A 17,291-nucleotide genomic window follows, 5' to 3' on the forward strand; every position below is an offset into this window, starting at 1 on the left:
TGTTTGTGCAGGGAAACCCGGCTAGTCAAATAGTACCGGAGTTCTCAGACAAGGATAGGTTTTTCGATTTTTTTGACGGATCAGACAGAGCCGAGGTACGGCCACAAATCCTGCCGGATCCACGCCTATGGTCGACAGCCCGGCTCTTTAGAATTTTAAATCGGAAGGAATGCGACGAAAGAATGAATGATGCCATTCAGCCAGCATCACCAATGCAAACAGAAGGCGCTCATTCGGACAGGTGGAGACCAGTTCCCGCTCAACTAGGGATGCTGCCGCCTTCCCATCGAAGGCGGCAATGCGCTGCAGATCAAAATACTCAGACAGGTTCCCCACCCTCCGTAACCATTGCTGCAGCCACGTCGCCATTGGCAAGATAAATCCCTGCTTCTTGCGCTGAACGATATCGCGGGGCAGCAACAGGGCGGCAACTTCGCGGAGCGCGACCTTGCTGTGCGTCAAGGTCATCCGTCGGGATTCAGGCAGCCGAAGGGCCGTCTCGACCAACGCCGGAGACAAAAATGGCGCACGCCCCTCGAGACTATTCGCCATGGCCATGCGATCCAGCTTAACTAAGAGATCATCGGGCAACCAGGTCAGGATATCGGTAAGGGTGGCTCGTTGGAGGGAGTTCTCCGACTGTTGGAGCGTGGACTGCAACACATCTTCCCAGGGATCGGAATCTGGAACATACCCGCCAAGCAACCTTCGCCTTCCCGCCGAATCCATGACAAGCGGAAATCCGGACGGCGTCACGGGCCAAACGTTATCGCAGAGTTCTTGAAGGGGCACCGCAGACACTCGTCCTGTCATCCAGGCTCTCAGACGAGCACGCCACGAGCAACGCGACAACAGGGCACCGTAGTACTCATACCCCGCGAATAACTCATCGGCTCCTTCTCCTGACAACACCACCGTCACGTGCCGCTTAGCTTCCCGACAGAGCCAATAGGTCGGAAGCAATGCTTGATCACCGAGCGGTTCATCCAGCCCATCAATCACCGCCGGCAGCAACTCGTGGAAGGCCGCTTCGTCAAAAGTGAAATGATGATGAGATGAGCCGATGGCGCGCGCCACCACCTGAGCATGTGGCGACTCATCGTAACGCACATCTTTGAAGCCCATCGAGAACGTATCGATTGCGGGATGATGCTTCGCGGCGACCGCCGCCACAATCGAGCTGTCGATACCTCCAGACAGGAAGACGCCAACAGGAACATCCGCGACCAATCGACTCGTGACTGCGACCTCGATCCGCTCGACAAGCGTCCGTGTATCGACTGTTTCGACCGGCCCGACAGCGGGGCGATAATACTGTTCGTGGGTGACCCGGAGCGAATCAAGGGATAGCGTGAGTCGTTCGCCGGGCAGGACACGTTGAATCCCTTTAAAAATCGTGCGACGGCCGGGCACATAATGCAGCGCGAGGTACCGATCGACACTGTCCGCATCAATATCACGATCGACCCAGGGCAACCATGCCAAGGCAGTCGTATTCGAGCTGTACGCGAACTTGCCGCCTGAGGCACTATAGTACAAGGGCTTCTCTCCGAATCGGTCACGCGCCAGGTGCAGCTGATGATTCCGTCGGTCAAGAATGGCGATCGCATACATGCCGTCGAGACGTGCCAGCAACTCATCCATGCCCCAATAATCGTATCCGTGCGCTAACACTTCCGTGTCACTGGCCGTCAGAAATTCCGCACCGCCTTGTGTCAGCTCCCGTCGGAGGGCGGCATGGTTATAGATTTCCCCGTTTTGAAAGGCTACGACCTGGCCGTCTCGACTGAGAAGCGGCTGTCCACCGCCTTGGACATCGATCACCGCCAACCGCCGCATACCCATCATAATATGGTGATCAACGAACTGGCCTTCACCGTCAGGACCGCGTGCTGCCATCGTTGCCAGCATGCGCGACAGGACATGGCGTGCCTGTTGTGGCTCCATGCGATCACACACGCCGACAATGCCGCACATGCGTTGAGGTCCCTGGTTATTCCGTTCGCCGGGTGCCCGGCACCGGTTTCTGACAGATGAGGAACACGAAGTCTGACGGCAGGGCATTGCTTTTGATCAGCAGGTCTTCCAGGAGAAGAATCAATTTCACAATCGAATCAAAATCCCGCTTCCCCTGGTTCGCCAATTCAGTACGCAGGAGCGGATGCAACTGATGCAGCAGCGTGCCGTTATAGAACCGTTCGTAACGGACGTTGAAATACTTTTTCACCAGTGGATAGACCTCGGCCGATCGCACCGCTTCTGACGGATCGCACCTGAGCATGCTCTCTATGGTCGGCCTCTCGAACTTGGTTTGTCTGCCATCCCGTAAATAGGCAGGGTCGAGGACGCTGAGCACCTGGTTCGCAATCTCGATCTGCTGATCGGTCCACTGAAACCGATTGGGGCCGATGAACTCGACCACCACGAAATATCCGTCCGGCGCCAAGGCGCGCTCTACCGTTGAGATAAGTCCTTCCAGATTGGTCGTGTGATGCAGCGCGCCGGTCGAGAAGATCAGATCAAAGGTGTCCTCAATGCGCAGCGAGTTGACATCCCCCACCTCAAATCGGTAGCACTCCGACGACGCGCCGGCCGCTTCAAACCTCGCCGCCGCCTGCTTGATGGCCCCTTCTGAAATATCGACCCCGCTCACGAATCGCACCTTACCCGATGTATAAAGTTGGATCTCGTGCGCCCCATCTCCGCAACACACGCTCAGGGACCGGTCGAACGTCCGCCCGGAAAAATAGTCGTTCATCAGCCACCTCAACCAATGCTGGGGAGTATCGGTCATCAGGCGATAGGTAGACTCCTCGACCAGCTTGTTATTGAGCCAGTAGGAATTGTCCACTCTCATCGCTTGAAACTGTTGTCCCCAATAGTCGGATACCCGGTCCTGGTCGTTCCCAGCATTGCCAGCAGCAAGAGGTCCAGATTCGTGAGGAGGACGGACGCTCGCTCGGAGCTTTCGCAGTAGAGGCACCAGCCCCAGCCGCCTCATTCCTGGGAGCAGCATGCTCCGCAATCGCTGTTCCATGAAACTAGGTCCCAACATCATCCTCCCGCGCACGCAATATCCTTACCTTCGCTCGTTTCCTACGCAGCCAGTTGAAGCTGCGACTGATCAGTGCGCCCGTTCTCAGGGACATAACGATCTCGTAACCGATAGAATGTGACTTCGTAGTACCGATATAGAGCGAACGCCGAAGCAAATGTTGCAAAATGAAACATCAGAAACCATGCCACTCCGTCCACTCCGTCATTTACGATGAAGCAATTGATCAGGATCAGAACTGGCAGGTTCACCAGGTAGGCTGAATAGGAAATCTTCGCGATCAAAGTAACGACCGATGTCAGGCTGGATGGCAGCTGTAGAGGAAGCGATGCAACCACCACGGCCGCGCAACCGAAGGACGTGAAGGTAAAGAGAACCGTCTTGCTGAAATGCGAGTCATCCATTACCTCCATCGGTGTAAGTGAGACATAGATACCACACAGCACCAGCAGCACCATAAGAGACCGTGTCACTGCCTTTTCTCTGAGAATCCTAGCATCAGCCTGATCCAGCCAAGCGAGCAGCACTCCGACCATCAAGCTGTCGAACCGGAAGACAGCAACCTTTCGAACTTCCGCATCCCAAGAGACAGATTCAGACGCCAGAATCCCGCGAGCGAGGAGCGATCCCAGAATGACGATGAGCGCCGTTACGAGAATTGCCGCCCTCCGCTTGATGCTCAACGCCCAAGACAATATCAGAAAGGACAGTGGGAACCCGATGTAGAACAGCTCTTCGATCGCGAGACTCCAGGCCTCTGGAAAGAAGTTCGGATGGGGTGTGCTCATGTTTTGAACAAATATCATGTATCTCCAGAGATCATCGGGGACGGGCGACCGCATCACCAGCAGTGCGAATACGATATTGACTCCCATAAACAACACGTAGCTAGGAAGCGTCCGGAAGAACCGCCGTAAATAAAATGTCTTGAGCCAACCGTAGCGCGACTCATCTGCAGCGCGGAGTAACATCTGCCCAATCAAGAACCCGCTGAGCACAAAAAACAACTCGACTCCGACAAATCCTCCGAACTTCAGCGATTCCGTCACATGGGGAATAAGTGGTTCCAAATAGCCAACGCCATGACTGAACACCACCAAGCTAATAGCCACAGCCCGACACGCATCAAGCCCGACGTTACGAGACCGTTCTCCCGCAATCCCCACGTAGAGATTTCGCCCCGTCAAACTCCCGCTGCAGTTCTTTTCCTGATCCATGCGCTCTTCTGGACGATACCTTTTGGGATTGTTCAGTGTGGACGAACTAGCGCGATCGCTACGGTCGCCGTCCTTCGAAAAAGAATCCTGCTGCCAAGATGGTTCGTCCGGCTTCACCGAGCGCGTCATCGAACTCCCCTGCTCCAGCCTGTAACTCTTTGCGCCATTTGGCCATCGTGTTGCGCCACTTTCTTGATGTGATGAAGGGCGCAATCGCCTCGAATTGCATCAATAGGCTCGCTGAGGGATGTTGGTAGTTCTTGATCCCGCATCGGAGTTCCTCAAAGGGAGCCATCACTTTCCGCAGGCCATGCTGGGTCATATTGAAAAAATGCCAAGGGTCTCCGTGTAATGGCTGCATAAAGGCGGTGTCGAGGTGAATGATGCCCCCTGGGCGAAGGATACGACACAACTCTCGCGCCGTAAAATGCGGATCCTCAAGATGCTCAAATACGGCCTGACTGACCACCGCATCGAAGGTGTGATCGCGAAATGGCAGCCGCGCGCGCGTGCAGACCAGGTCGGTCCATTCATATTGGACCGCATCGAGGTAGACCACATGAGGCCGCAACAATTCTTTTGGCGTGTGCCCGGCCCCGAAATCCAGCACCAGCCCCGCACGGTGGCGGCCAAGGATCTCGAGCACATCGGTAGAATAGGGATGGGTGTGTGTCTGCTCCGTGACATGCAGACAGGGCGTTCCCTGCTCCTGAAGAAAGTGCGGAACACGTCCTCTGAGAGGCACGAGCCTGGCACAACGAGGGCAGCCCCACCCAAGTTCCTGGCTCGCCAGAGGAGATCGGCATTCCGGGCAGACGAGAAGATCAAACAGATTGAAGGATCGGTCGCGCATGACCGGCGGGTGATAGGCCCCGACGGCATAGGTTCGGCGAAACAATTCCCGATCCTGCCCAGCTGCATCGAGGACCACCACCTCGACCGCCTGTGCCTGATCCTGTTCGGCCATGAGGAGATCGCCTTGAAACCCGCTAATGATGGCTTGCGAGTGATTCGAATAGACCGACGACACATCCCTTCGGACGCTTCCCCACTCCAACGACGCCGCTCGTTTTCCATTGCAGGCCACGTACAACTGTGGACGACGGCCATGGTCCGGAATATACCAACCAGAGAACCGGTTGATCGTCTCCAACTGCGGTCCGCCTGGCGTCTCCAGATTAAACTGTGCCGTCATGACAAGAGTCCTCCGCCGCTCAGCCAGGCTTCGGCAAAGATGTCCGCATAATGCCCGACCATCTCATCGAAATCAGTCCCGATGGCCAGCACGCTGGCGCTCTTCGACGCCAATCGGACCCGAAGCGCCTCATCCAGAAGTACACTCCTAAGGCGATCGGCCAACGCGCCGCTGTCACCCGCTTCATAAAACAAGGCATTCACTCCTTCTCGAACCTGCTCGCGGATCCCAAATACGGGAGTCGTCACGATCGGCAGGCCATAGGCCATCGCTTCCAATACCACCCGTGGGTAGCTCTCAAGCTGTGATGTACACACAAAGAGGTCCGCAGCACGATAGTACTGTGTGGTTTGGCGTGCTTCCGGAATGAGATGCACTCGGCCGCGCAACTCAGACGGCAGTTCCGCGACAAGAGCATGTAGCGCTACACTGTACTCACTTGGCCGATCCCCTACGATGTAACATCGAACCCGCGCCTGGAGATCTGGAGAAAGCTGAGACAGGGCCTTGACAAGATCCTGCTGCCCCTTTCTGGGGCAGACCGTTCCAAGAAGCAATATCACCACTTCACCATCACGCGCGCCGAGGGCCTTGCGTGCCTGCGCAGGGAGCCACTCCCTGCTCGCCTGTTCGATGCGCGTCCGGTCGAGACCGTTTCGAACGACGGTAAAATTGTGGCGCGTATTGAGCGCCGCATAGGCGTCTCGGGTGGCATCAGCAACGAAAACCACGCGATAGGGCAACGCAAAACAATCGTAGGCCTTTTGGACAACGCCGTCAGGCAAATAGTCAAAATAGGTCTGCCAGGGCTCGCTTTCTCGTGGATTCCATACGGAAGGCAATCCGGCTTCATGCGCCGCCGCGACGGCGTAGAAACTTTGAAGTGTGTTGGCGTATGCCAGTTCCGCCCCCCACGAAAGGCACTTGGACGAAAAGGCTCGTACGGCCTCTTCATACTCCTTCAGCGTTGTCACACCCCAAAGCGGATGCCGATCGACCATGACCGGAATCCCCTCTTCTTCATAGAGTGACCGTAACGGGCCGTCCACGGGGGAAAATACAATGGGCTGAATGACCTTCCGGCGAACCAGCTCTTTCGTCAATTCGTATTGGCTCCAGGGCGCACCTTCGCAGTTCAAGCTCAATGCGGTCATCACCATCGGAATCGGCTTCTGTCGCCGCGCCGCAATGGTGCGCGGCACAAAATTGAAGCCTTCATCGACCAAGGACAAATGCGGGCTATACCAGGGATCACGGCGGCGTTTGTACATTTGCTTGAATGCGGCGACCTCCGCTGGATCGTCTCGGAACCCTCTCGAGTAACCCTCGTAGTGAATGAGCTGCGCTTCGGGGCAGTAGACGCAGCGATACTTCTGGTCCACCAGACGATAGCAGTAGTCCACATCATTGTAGGCGACGCCGAACTCCGCCTCATTGAAGCCACCCAATTCCAGAAAAAGCCGACGAGATGTCAGAAGACAAGCCGCGGTAACGGCCGAGCAATTCCGAACAACGGAGGCATAGGCCAGATACCCATGTTCCCATGACGGCGTCAGCTTAAATGCGGGGCCGGCCATTCCATGGTACAAGCCATGGACAATACCGGCATGTTGAATGCGGCCGTCGGCAAAGATGAGTTTGGCCCCGACCGCGCCGACTCCCGACATTTGCGCGTATCCCACCATTTGACTCAGCCAGCGTGGAGACTTTACCTCCGTATCGTTGTTCAAAAACAAGACAAGCTCGCCGGCTACTTGCTCTACAGCCCGATTATTGATTGCCGCATAGTTAAACCGTCCGGACGGATTGTCGATGCGAATGACTCGGTGGGGAAGCGAACGCAGATAGGCCACCGTCTCGGGATCGTCACTCTCATTGTCGATGATGACGATCTCATACTGTCGATAAGTGGTCGCGCGAAGAGACTCAACGCATTGACGCAGCACAGCGACCTGATTTTTGGTCGGAATGAGAATCGTCACGGTCGGTCCATCATCAGGAAATTCGTGACAATAAATACCCAGGTTTCCTGCAGCAGCAAATTCCGGTTGCGTCACACGGGCCGCGATGCCTCGCCGCTCGAAAGTCTCGGCAACCGCCCGCTGGCCTGCCTCGAGGCTGGCCGGCTTCGCCGCGCCGCTGGAGGCCGTCGAACCCGGCAATGCCCGCCAGTGATAAAGTACTTTCGGAATATGCCCGACCGCGCCCGTTCGCTCCGCCACACGCAGCGCGAGGTCATAATCCTGAGCGCCTTCAAATCCCGCCCGCATGCCTCCGACGGATTCAAATAATGACCGGCGCACCACGAACACATGACTCATGTACATGTAGGAGAGCAGCAACTCCGGCGACCAGTCCGGCTTGAATTGTGGTGCATACCGCCGTCCCGACAGGTCGATCTTGTCGTCATCCGAATAGAGCGCATCGGTCTCATGATGGTCCGCAAGGTACAGAACTGCTTCGCCGACAGCATCCGGCGTCAACTCATCATCGTGATCGAAGAATAAAAGAAACTCACCGGTCGCCAGCTCAGCGGCGCGGTTGGTAGCGAGACTGATATTGAGGTTTCGCTCCAGATACGTAATGCGAATACGAGGGTCTTTCTCGCGGAATCGCTCCAATTCATCCCGCACGGCTGGATTCGTACTGCAGTCGTCCGCGATACACAGTTCCCATTCTCCACACACCTGCGCCCGTACTGAATCTATGGCTCTGGTGAGAAACTCAAGCGGCGGGTCGTGCACTGGCATGACCACCGAAATCGTTGGCAACCGGCCCGCATGTTGGCTCAGGCGGTCGAGCAGGTCATCACGCCTCCGCCGGTTCCAGACATTGACTCGCAACCAGGCCTCATAAGGCTGGAGCACCGGCTCAATTGTTTTTGGAGCAGGCGATATTCGTTGGGCGAGTATTTTGAATCGAAAGAAGGCTTTCCGGAATAGATCGGCACACTCGGCTCTCCTGGGCAGACGACCGTGACGTCTATACCACCAGAGGCCTTCGACGATGGAGAATCGTGCAAACCGGAGGGATTTGATCAATCGCTGCATCATATAATTCATGGGCTCATGATAAGACCGTGGGCAAGACGGCTGCCACCCTACCTCGATCGCCGATCGACGCAGGCAAGCTCAGTCCGAATGAGCCTCCGTGTAAACACTCTACGGTTCCTTCTCGGCCCGGCTTCCGCTGACAGCCCGAAGTGCATTTGCGACAACGCGAAGAGGTCGTGTCGCTTTCCAGGAATGTGAATTCATCATCAGTTCGATTGCCGTCTTCAACCCTGCCACCTCTTCCTCCAGCCCCAGGATTTTCCGGCCGGCATGCTCCAGCTGATGTTGGAGCACATGAATTTCAGGATCTGATTCGCCGATTTGTTCAAACAGGCTGGAGGCTACTGCAGGCAAGACGGCGTCCGAAGCTATTGCCACTTGATAACAGGGACGCACGAGTCCGCTTGCTTTCTGTACTGCCGAACCCTGTTCTCGGGAGTAGTGAGCCGCTTCTCCTGTCACCCCTTGAGGCAGAATTGCCGATGCATACAGTACCCGCTGCCCGAGCATCGCCACCCGCTTGAAGTAGCGCTCAACAAGTCGCTGGAATTCTTCCGCATACAATTCTTTCACATGATAGGCATTGGCGTGATTGCTCCGTTCTGTATATTCCAGCTTGTCCGGACTGGACATGATCATGACCCCGCCAGGTCGCAAGACGCGTTTGATTTCCGCAAACATCGCCTCGTGCTCCGTGTGGTGCTCGATAGTCTCGAAACTCACCACCAGATCGACGGCACAGTCCGGGAGCGGAATCTCCGCGCATCGACCGATCAGGAACTCGAGATTGGACCGCTGATAGGACGCCTTGGCATGGGCAATCGCATCCGGCGCAATATCTACCCCATAGACTCGCGACGCCACGCCCGCAAGCACTGCTGAGCCGTACCCTTCTCCGCAGGCGATATCGAGAACAACTTTCCCCGGAGAAAAATCCTTCGCCAAGGCATAGCGATGCAAATGCTCCAGTGCGATTGTCCCCTGCATCTCAGGAAGAAATCGCTCCCCGGTCGCCTCAAGCTCAGTCGATTGGTTGGCTGTCTTGTTCACCACTGGCCCCCTTTTGCCGGCCTCGATTCGGCTACCTCTGCGATGAGCGCGATTCCAGCGGGATACCGATAGGGCACGATCCGACATTCATCAAAGCCGCTCTCGAGCACTTGGCACCAGACATCCGCGCCGAATTCCGTATGCACGGTCAAGGCTGTGTCCGTACATCCTTCACTCCCATGCACGCTCAGCGGCAATCCCCTTCTTCCTCGCGTGAGCCTCCCCACCACCACGGGCACCGTGAAAAGGCAGGCTCCTCCGGGGCGAAGTACACGCCGGCACTCCCGCAGTCCTCTCAGCAGATCCGGCACATGTTCCAAGGTATCGGAATGGAGCACGATGTCGAACGAGCGGTCCTCAAACGGCAAAGCTATCATGTCGTACTCGGGATATCGCACCAGGCGATGTCCCGGAAGCGCCGAAAGCGTGCCGGTCAACGATCCAGCTTCATTGATCTCCAAAACATCGCATCGGCAGGCTACCGGTGTATGGACCCACTCTTGCAGTGTCGTCGTCGCGCGGGTCCATCGAAGCAACGCATCGGCCAGGGCAATGGACCGCACATTCGAGCCGCAGCCGGTACAGGCGGTTCCCTGTTGAACGTTGATATATTCAGCTTCATGAGGCGAGAGACCCCACTGGTCGATCAAGTCGCCCCATAACACGTCGTGATGAGAAAAGGCGCTGCCGCCACACACCTTACATGGCGATGGAATCAGGGATCTGTTCATGTCGAGAATCCTGAGCCTCCATACCGCAGATCTGCGCGCGGACGACTTCTACGGCAATCAGTCCAAAGCACCATTCCGACGGGGCGGAGGCAAATGCCAAGGCATCATGCAACCAGTGATGCTGGGCATGTTCCTCCTGAGTCCCGTCGGCAAGCGCGATGCTCATGGTGTACTCACCCGGATGCAATATCGGCATGACAAACTCCAGCTCGGCGACGAAGCGTGTCCCCGGCGCAACGCCTCTATCAGTGATCTTGCTCACTCCACAGGTATTCGCCCCGAACAATGATTGGCCGAATCGATTGCGTACCAGGAACCCGACGATCGGACTCGCCAATTCGACTGAAGTTGCACCGCAGACACGAAGCGTCATCCGCTCACGTTGCGTGACCGTGTGAATGGTGTGCCCTGCAACGTTGTGCAGCGTCATGGTTTCAATCCATGCCTGGCGGCCATGTGATCCCGGCACGCTCTCTTGATGCGGCAGCACAGCCGGCCTCGACGAATCACTCTGTACCGACGTCGCAGGATCGACTCTGTTCGATAAGGCAACGGCTTTCTCCATTTCCTTCCGCGATGACTGTAGATCGGACGGTTCATGGAGATAACCATCACAGATCACCTTCGCTTCCCCCCTACCGGCCATCCGCCCCTGTTTCAACCACAAGGCCGTGCGGCAGAGGCTTAACACCGCTGCGGAATCATGGCTGACGAACAATACCGTGCCTTGTTCCATAAACGTCCTAAGAAAGCGGATGCATTTCTGAACAAAAAACGCGTCCCCGACCGCCAACGCCTCATCAATCACCAGTATGTCGGCGCTGACATGCGCCATCACGGAAAATGCCAGGCGCACCACCATTCCACTCGAATAGGTTTTTACCGGCTGATCGATCGACGCCCCGATATCGGCGAAGGCGAGCATGTCATCCAACCGTGCGTCGATGTCTGTTTGCGAAAGACCCAGCAAGGTGGCATTCAAAAATACATTTTCGCGCCCCGTAAACTCGGGATGAAATCCAGCACCCAGTTCCAATAAGGCGGCAATGCGACCGTTGGTCTCAATTGTGCCGCTGGTCGGGCTCAACGTGCCGACGATCAACTGGAGAAGGGTCGACTTGCCTGAACCGTTCCGACCGATAATGCCGAGCGTTTCTCCCTTCAGGACTTCGAACGACACATCGTCGATGGCATGTACTTCGCGGTAATACTGTGAGGGCGATCGACCGAGACATTTCTGCAGCGGAGGAAGGATCCATTGTTTCCCTCGGTCAAGCGGACGATCGTATAGCCGGTACGTCTTGGAGAGATGCCTGACGCGGATCGCCCACTCAGAGGACATCGGCAAACGCCTTCCGTGTCTTCTGAAACCAGAGGAGCCCGCACCACGCGATGAGGTAACTGGCTGCCCAATAAAGGCTGATTCCGACCCATGACGGGGCCTTGCCCCAAATGAGCAGGTCCTGGGCTTGCGTGATGAGAAAGGTCAGCGGATTCGCATAGAGCAAAACTCGATAGGCCTCCGGAAATGCCGCAGGTGGATAGAAGACCGGCGAGAGGAACAACATGACGGTCGTCAAAGGCCCGCTCGCTTGTCCAATGTCACGCACGAACACTCCCGCGGATGCTAAAAACCATGACACGCCGAGGGTCACGAGCGACAGCGGCAGGAGGAGCAGGGGCAGCAGCAACATCGTCCAGTGCAAGACATGATGGAGAAGGCCATACACAACGATCAGCACCAACGCGCTGACCGCCGCATGGAACAGCGCCGAACCAAGCGACGTCCACGCCAGGATTTCCAGTGGAAAGACGATTTTTTTGACGTAATTGCTATGGTTGACGATCAAGTAAGGCGCGCGGTGAATACTTTCTGCAAACAACGCATGGATGATCAGCCCGGCAAACAGCAGCAGTCCGAAATCGAACGCGCTCTCCTCCTGCTGTCCCCATCGCATTCCGAAGGCTCCCCGAAAGACCAGTGTGTAGACCGTCAGCATCACCATCGGGTGCAGGAATGCCCACAACAGTCCCAGGAATGATCCTCGATACCGGCTGACGATCTCCCGCTTGGTCAATTGACGAATCAGATTCCAATGCGCAGACATGCTCGTGAAGACCATGACGGGAGAAAGGCCGTATCGCTGGGAGATCATGTTCTAGCCTTTAGTTGAGAAATGTGCCACACACCCGATCGGAAGCACGAGTGACTCTTCGCTGATGACCTGCTGGCTTCATGGCTACGCTGAACAGGCCGCCCACAAGACAAACCTAAAAATCACGTCGCTGGAATACCAAGCACGCTCCGGCCAGCAAGAGGCCGGCATACAGCAAGCCGTATAGCGAGGCCAGAACGAGATACTCCGGAGCCACAACAATTCCTACCGCAGCCTGCCCCTTGATATTGAGCATTTCCAGATTTGGGCAGAGGTAGTACAACATATCGACCACCGCCTTCACGGTTCCGTTTTCACTGTTGACCACCATCGAGCGCAAATCCGCCGTCAGATGGCCGATGACATACAGGCCCAGCGTGAAAATGGCGCTCAATGTTGTGGAGGTAAAGGTCGAGAAAAAGAGCGCGATCGCCGTCACTACAAGAATTTCCACAAAGATGAGTTCGACGGCTTGGAACAGAGAGCGTTCGACCGGCACATGATAGAGCCAGAGGGTGAGCAGAAATACCGCCATCATAATGGCCAGATTCACGAAGAGCGTCAGGGCCAGCCCGAGATACTTGCCCAGGATGAAAAACGTCCGGCTGATGGGCCGGGCCATGATCGTATAAATCGTTCGCCGCTCGATTTCCTTGTTCACCAGGCTGATGCCGACAAAAATGGCGATGATGACGCCGATCAGATTGATCGCCGCCAAACCCATATCTGCGATCACCTTGTGGTGCTCGGTAATGGATAGGTCTGCCAGCAGCACGGACAGCCCGATGAGCAACCCTGCGAACAACACGAGGTTATACAAAATCTTGTCTCGCAAACTTTCTCGGAACGCATTGACAGCAATGACGCCGATCGCACCCATGTCAGGACACCCTCCCACTGGTCATATGCGGCAACACCCTCGGTCCTTCATGCGCGGCCTCTTGAAAGAACAAGTCTTCCAGCGAGGCCTTGTGCGGCGTGACAGACAGTAGCCGTCCCCCCTGGCGGCGAATTTCTCCCACAAGTGCATCCACCGCATCGGGACTTGGCAACACGATCAGACATTGCTGCCCCTGTTGCAACACACGGGTGGCCAGCGAGTGAATAAATGCATTTCCCTCCACCTTGAGCTGCTGACAGACCACCTCGACAGACTGGGTATGATCCTGGCTGACGAGTTCATCGACACGCCCGCTGGCGACGAGACGCCCTTTCATTACAATGCCGACACGGTCACAAATCATCTCGACGTCATGCAGAATGTGCGTGCTGAAAAAAACCGTCTTGCCGCAATCGCGCAAACTCAAAATCAGATCGCGCACCTGTTTGCGTCCGACTGGATCTAACCCGGTCATAGGTTCATCGAGGATAATCAATTCAGGATCGTGAATGAGGGCTTGAGCCAGCCCGATGCGTTGGAGCATCCCCTTGGAAAACTTCCGCAACTGTCTCGTGCGTGCCTCCACGAGCCCCACCAGTTCCAGGAGATCCGTCACCCGCTGAGTGATTGCCGCGCGACTCAAACCGGCCAACCGTCCGTAAAACCCAAGAAACTCCTCGGCTGTAAGATAGTCGTAAAAGTATGGCGACTCCGGCAGAAAGCCGATTCGACGGCGCGTTTCCACATCGCCGGCCGGTTGTCCCAACAGCAAGGCTGTTCCGCTCGTCGCACGCACCAGTCCCATCAGAATCTTCAACGTGGTGGTTTTTCCCGCCCCGTTCGGGCCAAGGAATCCGAAAATTTCTCCCCTCCCCACAGTAAGGGATAGTCCATCCAGCGCCACGAATGGCGGGCGTCCCGGCCATCCGGACGCGTAGGTTTTGGTGAGATTCTCTGTGACGATATCGTCCACGGCACTCCTCCGTCTTTACTGCACAGCGGGTTGCAGCGTCTCGATTGCACTGGTGTGTGTCGAAGGCGTCGTCGCAACTCTCAAGTGGCATGCGACCTTCTCATGGATACGGAGCCGGTCTCGTTTTGAGGACGCACTGACGGCACCGGTCAGACCGTCAATTTCATACTGCCCGCCTAAAGGATCCACGGGGAGTCGTGAAATGATTCCATGCAGCATAAGATCTTCCAACTTCGCCGGCGCCCGCCCATACTTAAGCCGATATCGCTTGATGCTTTCTTCCAGGAAACGCAGATCCTGCTCCTGCACAATCTCTTTCATTCGTTGGAACAACGCCTCACGAACCCGCTCATCTGCTACGCTTCGGGAGAAGCGGTCCAAAAACTCCAGTGCCGCACTTGGATCCCCGCTCTCTACCGTCATGCGAGCGGCTAACTGGGGAAGATAGGCAGGCGAGCCCGGCACCCGCGCAGCCAGGCGAAAAAACTCTCCCGCTCCAGCCGCATCACAGCGCTCATAGTACGAGATATATCCGGCCAGAAATGGCAGTCGCCAATTCGATGGATTGTGCCGACTTCCTTTTTTTAGGATGGCCAGGCCTTCGTCATGTCGACCGACCAACACACCCAGGAAGAGACCGGTTGCTTGATATGGGGGAATGAAGGTGGGATCCAGGTCCGTCAACACGTCAACGGCATGATACGTCCAGGTATAGCCCAGCTGCGTATCACGCTTCGCACCGATATGCTGAACCGCCTGGAGCCAAATCAAATCGGCGACGATCTGCCGATAACCAAGCACCGCCAGCCTCAAGTACTCCCCCTTCGGGAGGTAAGCCAATTGTTCAGCTCGCGCAACCGCAGTACGTTGACCATCCAGGAGATAGAGCAGCACCGAGGAACATGCGAGCAGAATCAGCCCAAAGACGGCCTGGACCAGCCCCCGTTTCAGGGTCGATAGGGGTCGAACGACCTTCATCCGGCCACCGCCTTTTCTCCGACCGCGGCAAGGAGCGGAGCTACATCGACATTCAAAAATGCCTGATCGAGACTATTCTTGCTCCACTGCTTGTACCGTGCCTGCCGCGTCAGAATTTCACGCAGCTGATCTCTCGCCTGCTCCACCTGCCCCGCATCGATCCACAAACGAGCCAATAACGCACGGGCAGGCAGAAAATTCGGTTCCAGCCGTTCGGCCTCTTTCGCCTGCTGTTCAGCCGCCGCCCGCTCGCTAAGCATCCAATAGAGTCGTGCTTGTTCATATCGGTAGGGAGCGGAAAACGGCGCAAGCCGGACGGCCCGTTCGTACACGCGCACTGCCGCACGCAACCAGGATTTCTGCTGTTCGTCGATGGCGCCTGACGAAGATGACGTCTGCGACGCCGACACATACAGCTGGGCCAAGAGTCCCAATAACCGACTGTCCAATGGATTTAACTCTATCGCCTGTTTAAACTCCGCATGCGCCAGCCGGAACATCTCTTTGTCGCGGGATGCGTCGAACGCTCTGGCGTAGACCGACCCGAGACCATGGTGGTACAGCGATTTGCCTGGGTCCAACGCAATCGCGTCCTGTAATCCTTGAATGGCGGCATCTGTTTCCCCTGCCACAGCCCGCCGCGATGCGGCGTCGAAGGTCAGCCAGGCCATCCCCAACCGGCTGACTTCCGCGCCCCCCAGGAGCAACAGGCAGGCGGCGCTCACTCCCCACACCAGGCGAGATCGGATAGGAATGATATGTACGGCATCGGTGCTGTGGCTGGTCACACGCGCAGCCGACACAACCAGGCCGGCGCAGAGCACGAGCAGGATCGCGAGAGCCGACTCGCGCAAACTGGAGTCCAGCGCGGCATGGACAAGCAGCGCGATTCCTCCGCCTCCTACCCCGAGCATGAGGCTCCTCTGCCATCGCAACAATCTCGCTCGAAGCAGCTGCATGAACTCCCGTATGACCAGGCCTATGCCGGCCAGAAAGACAAACAACGCCCCGACTCCCATCTCCACACCTATTTGAAGATAGTCATTGTGAGGAGTCTGGGCGACCTTTCCATATCGAGTAATTTCCCCTTCGACCGGAAACGCATACAACGGATACGTATATTGATAGAGTCCCAATCCAATCCCGAGAGGATGATCGGCCATTTGAGCGACCGCCCCTTGCCACATCTGCCAACGGGCATAAGAAACGGGGTTCTGTTCATGTTCAGTCAGCACCCGTTCTTTGAGCGGCGTCGGGAATAGAATGACGGCGAGCAGAATCGTAGCGGCGCCGGCACCGGCCACTTTCCAGCCATATCGCGCCGTCAGGATACAGACGGTGGCTGCGAGCCATGCGACCATGCCTCCACGCGACTGGGTGAGGACTATCGCGACAAGTAGGGCGCATAGTGCCGAAGTCATGCCAAGCCGCCACAACGCAGGCGACAGCGGCGGCCAGAAAACTATTTCACATTTCCGATATCCATACACTGCAATGCCTAAGACGATTGCCCAGCTGACGGTCAGATAGCCGGCGAGAAAATTCGGATTAAAAAATGTACCGCTGGGCCTGACGACATTCCAGACGACACCCTGCACAATCGTCCAGGCAGCCTCGGCCAATCCCATCAGCACGATGATCATCGTCACTGTACGAACACGCTCCCATCGGTCCACGAAGGCGACAAGTAAATAGAACAACGTCGCATATCCCGTGATCATCACCAGCCACTGCCGGCTCTGATGGACATAAGGCGAAAAAATCGTGGCCATGACCGCTAAGCCCCAAAACGCCAGGAGGGCATATCTGATTCCATGCCTCGGAATAACCAAGCGGCCTGCTCGGATGCCCTCAATGAGGGCCCCGCCAAGCCAGGCCACAATGAGAAGTCGTATGATCATTTGCGCCGGATGCGTCGTCCCGCCCTCCTGTAGCGGCGAAAAGATCACGAGCGCGCTGATCACGACTAGTGGCATGAAAGACAGGAGTCGCATAGGTGTGCT

At 56.5% G+C, this 17,291-nt stretch carries 13 protein-coding genes; all 13 read right to left on the reverse strand.

Annotated features, from left to right (window positions below):
- Positions 1–147 precede the first annotated feature (147 nt).
- Positions 148–2,064: an asparagine synthase (glutamine-hydrolyzing) gene (gene asnB, locus GDA65_09830; GenBank protein MBA5862992.1), complete on the reverse strand. Its 1,917-nt coding sequence runs from the start codon at positions 2,062–2,064 to the stop codon at positions 148–150.
- Positions 1,994–3,070 (reverse strand): methyltransferase domain-containing protein, encoded by a 1,077-nt coding sequence (locus GDA65_09835; protein ID MBA5862993.1) that lies wholly within the window; start codon positions 3,068–3,070, stop codon positions 1,994–1,996. The genes asnB and GDA65_09835 overlap by 71 nt, the downstream gene beginning before the upstream one ends.
- Positions 3,071–3,096: 26 nt before the next feature.
- A complete protein-coding gene (locus GDA65_09840; GenBank protein ID MBA5862994.1) occupies positions 3,097–4,401 on the reverse strand; it encodes an acyltransferase family protein in 1,305 nt (434 codons plus the stop codon).
- Complete coding sequence (locus tag GDA65_09845) at positions 4,331–5,467, reverse strand: methyltransferase domain-containing protein (GenBank protein MBA5862995.1); 1,137 nt, start codon at positions 5,465–5,467, stop codon at positions 4,331–4,333. Before GDA65_09845 ends, GDA65_09840 begins: the two co-directional genes overlap by 71 nt.
- Positions 5,464–8,529, reverse strand: coding sequence for a glycosyltransferase (locus tag GDA65_09850; protein MBA5862996.1), 3,066 nt, complete (start codon positions 8,527–8,529; stop codon positions 5,464–5,466). The genes GDA65_09845 and GDA65_09850 overlap by 4 nt, the downstream gene beginning before the upstream one ends.
- A 99-nt stretch (positions 8,530–8,628) precedes the next feature.
- Positions 8,629–9,657, reverse strand: coding sequence for a methyltransferase domain-containing protein (locus tag GDA65_09855; GenBank protein MBA5862997.1), 1,029 nt, complete (start codon positions 9,655–9,657; stop codon positions 8,629–8,631).
- The gene (locus GDA65_09860) at positions 9,567–10,301 is read right to left on the reverse strand and encodes a methyltransferase domain-containing protein (GenBank protein MBA5862998.1); all 735 of its coding nucleotides are present in this window, start codon (positions 10,299–10,301) and stop codon (positions 9,567–9,569) included. The genes GDA65_09855 and GDA65_09860 overlap by 91 nt, the downstream gene beginning before the upstream one ends.
- Positions 10,270–11,643, reverse strand: coding sequence for an ATP-binding cassette domain-containing protein (locus tag GDA65_09865; GenBank protein MBA5862999.1), 1,374 nt, complete (start codon positions 11,641–11,643; stop codon positions 10,270–10,272). The genes GDA65_09860 and GDA65_09865 overlap by 32 nt, the downstream gene beginning before the upstream one ends.
- Positions 11,633–12,457 carry an ABC transporter permease gene (locus GDA65_09870; protein MBA5863000.1) on the reverse strand — a complete coding sequence of 275 codons (825 nt, stop codon included), beginning with the start codon at positions 12,455–12,457 and terminating at the stop codon, positions 11,633–11,635. The genes GDA65_09865 and GDA65_09870 overlap by 11 nt, the downstream gene beginning before the upstream one ends.
- A 115-nt stretch (positions 12,458–12,572) precedes the next feature.
- Positions 12,573–13,337, reverse strand: a complete 765-nt coding sequence (locus tag GDA65_09875; GenBank protein MBA5863001.1) for an ABC transporter permease subunit — start codon at positions 13,335–13,337, stop codon at positions 12,573–12,575.
- A 1-nt stretch (position 13,338) separates the two neighbouring features.
- Positions 13,339–14,310 carry an ATP-binding cassette domain-containing protein gene (locus GDA65_09880; protein MBA5863002.1) on the reverse strand — a complete coding sequence of 324 codons (972 nt, stop codon included), beginning with the start codon at positions 14,308–14,310 and terminating at the stop codon, positions 13,339–13,341.
- Positions 14,311–14,325: 15 nt separating this feature from the next.
- The gene (locus GDA65_09885; GenBank protein ID MBA5863003.1) at positions 14,326–15,288 is read right to left on the reverse strand and encodes a hypothetical protein; all 963 of its coding nucleotides are present in this window, start codon (positions 15,286–15,288) and stop codon (positions 14,326–14,328) included.
- A complete protein-coding gene (locus tag GDA65_09890) occupies positions 15,285–17,282 on the reverse strand; it encodes a hypothetical protein (GenBank protein ID MBA5863004.1) in 1,998 nt (665 codons plus the stop codon). The genes GDA65_09885 and GDA65_09890 overlap by 4 nt, the downstream gene beginning before the upstream one ends.
- Positions 17,283–17,291 lie beyond the last annotated feature (9 nt).

Origin of the sequence: Nitrospira sp. CR1.1 (genome assembly GCA_014055465.1) — a bacterium.
Taxonomy (GTDB): domain Bacteria; phylum Nitrospirota; class Nitrospiria; order Nitrospirales; family Nitrospiraceae; genus Nitrospira_A.

What these genes read in the sequence shown, in the direction of transcription:
- asnB (MBA5862992.1), bottom strand. Translation starts at nt 2,064, where the DNA reads ATGCCCTGCCGTCAGACTTCGTGTTCCTCATCTGTCAGAAACCGGTGC.
- GDA65_09840 (MBA5862994.1), bottom strand. Translation starts at nt 4,401, where the DNA reads ATGACGCGCTCGGTGAAGCCGGACGAACCATCTTGGCAGCAGGATTCT.
- GDA65_09845 (MBA5862995.1), bottom strand. Translation starts at nt 5,467, where the DNA reads ATGACGGCACAGTTTAATCTGGAGACGCCAGGCGGACCGCAGTTGGAG.
- GDA65_09850 (MBA5862996.1), bottom strand. Translation starts at nt 8,529, where the DNA reads ATGAATTATATGATGCAGCGATTGATCAAATCCCTCCGGTTTGCACGA.
- GDA65_09855 (MBA5862997.1), bottom strand. Translation starts at nt 9,657, where the DNA reads ATGTCGGATCGTGCCCTATCGGTATCCCGCTGGAATCGCGCTCATCGC.
- GDA65_09860 (MBA5862998.1), bottom strand. Translation starts at nt 10,301, where the DNA reads ATGAACAGATCCCTGATTCCATCGCCATGTAAGGTGTGTGGCGGCAGC.
- GDA65_09865 (MBA5862999.1), bottom strand. Translation starts at nt 11,643, where the DNA reads ATGTCCTCTGAGTGGGCGATCCGCGTCAGGCATCTCTCCAAGACGTAC.
- GDA65_09870 (MBA5863000.1), bottom strand. Translation starts at nt 12,457, where the DNA reads ATGATCTCCCAGCGATACGGCCTTTCTCCCGTCATGGTCTTCACGAGC.
- GDA65_09875 (MBA5863001.1), bottom strand. Translation starts at nt 13,337, where the DNA reads ATGGGTGCGATCGGCGTCATTGCTGTCAATGCGTTCCGAGAAAGTTTG.
- GDA65_09885 (MBA5863003.1), bottom strand. Translation starts at nt 15,288, where the DNA reads ATGAAGGTCGTTCGACCCCTATCGACCCTGAAACGGGGGCTGGTCCAG.
- GDA65_09890 (MBA5863004.1), bottom strand. Translation starts at nt 17,282, where the DNA reads ATGCGACTCCTGTCTTTCATGCCACTAGTCGTGATCAGCGCGCTCGTG.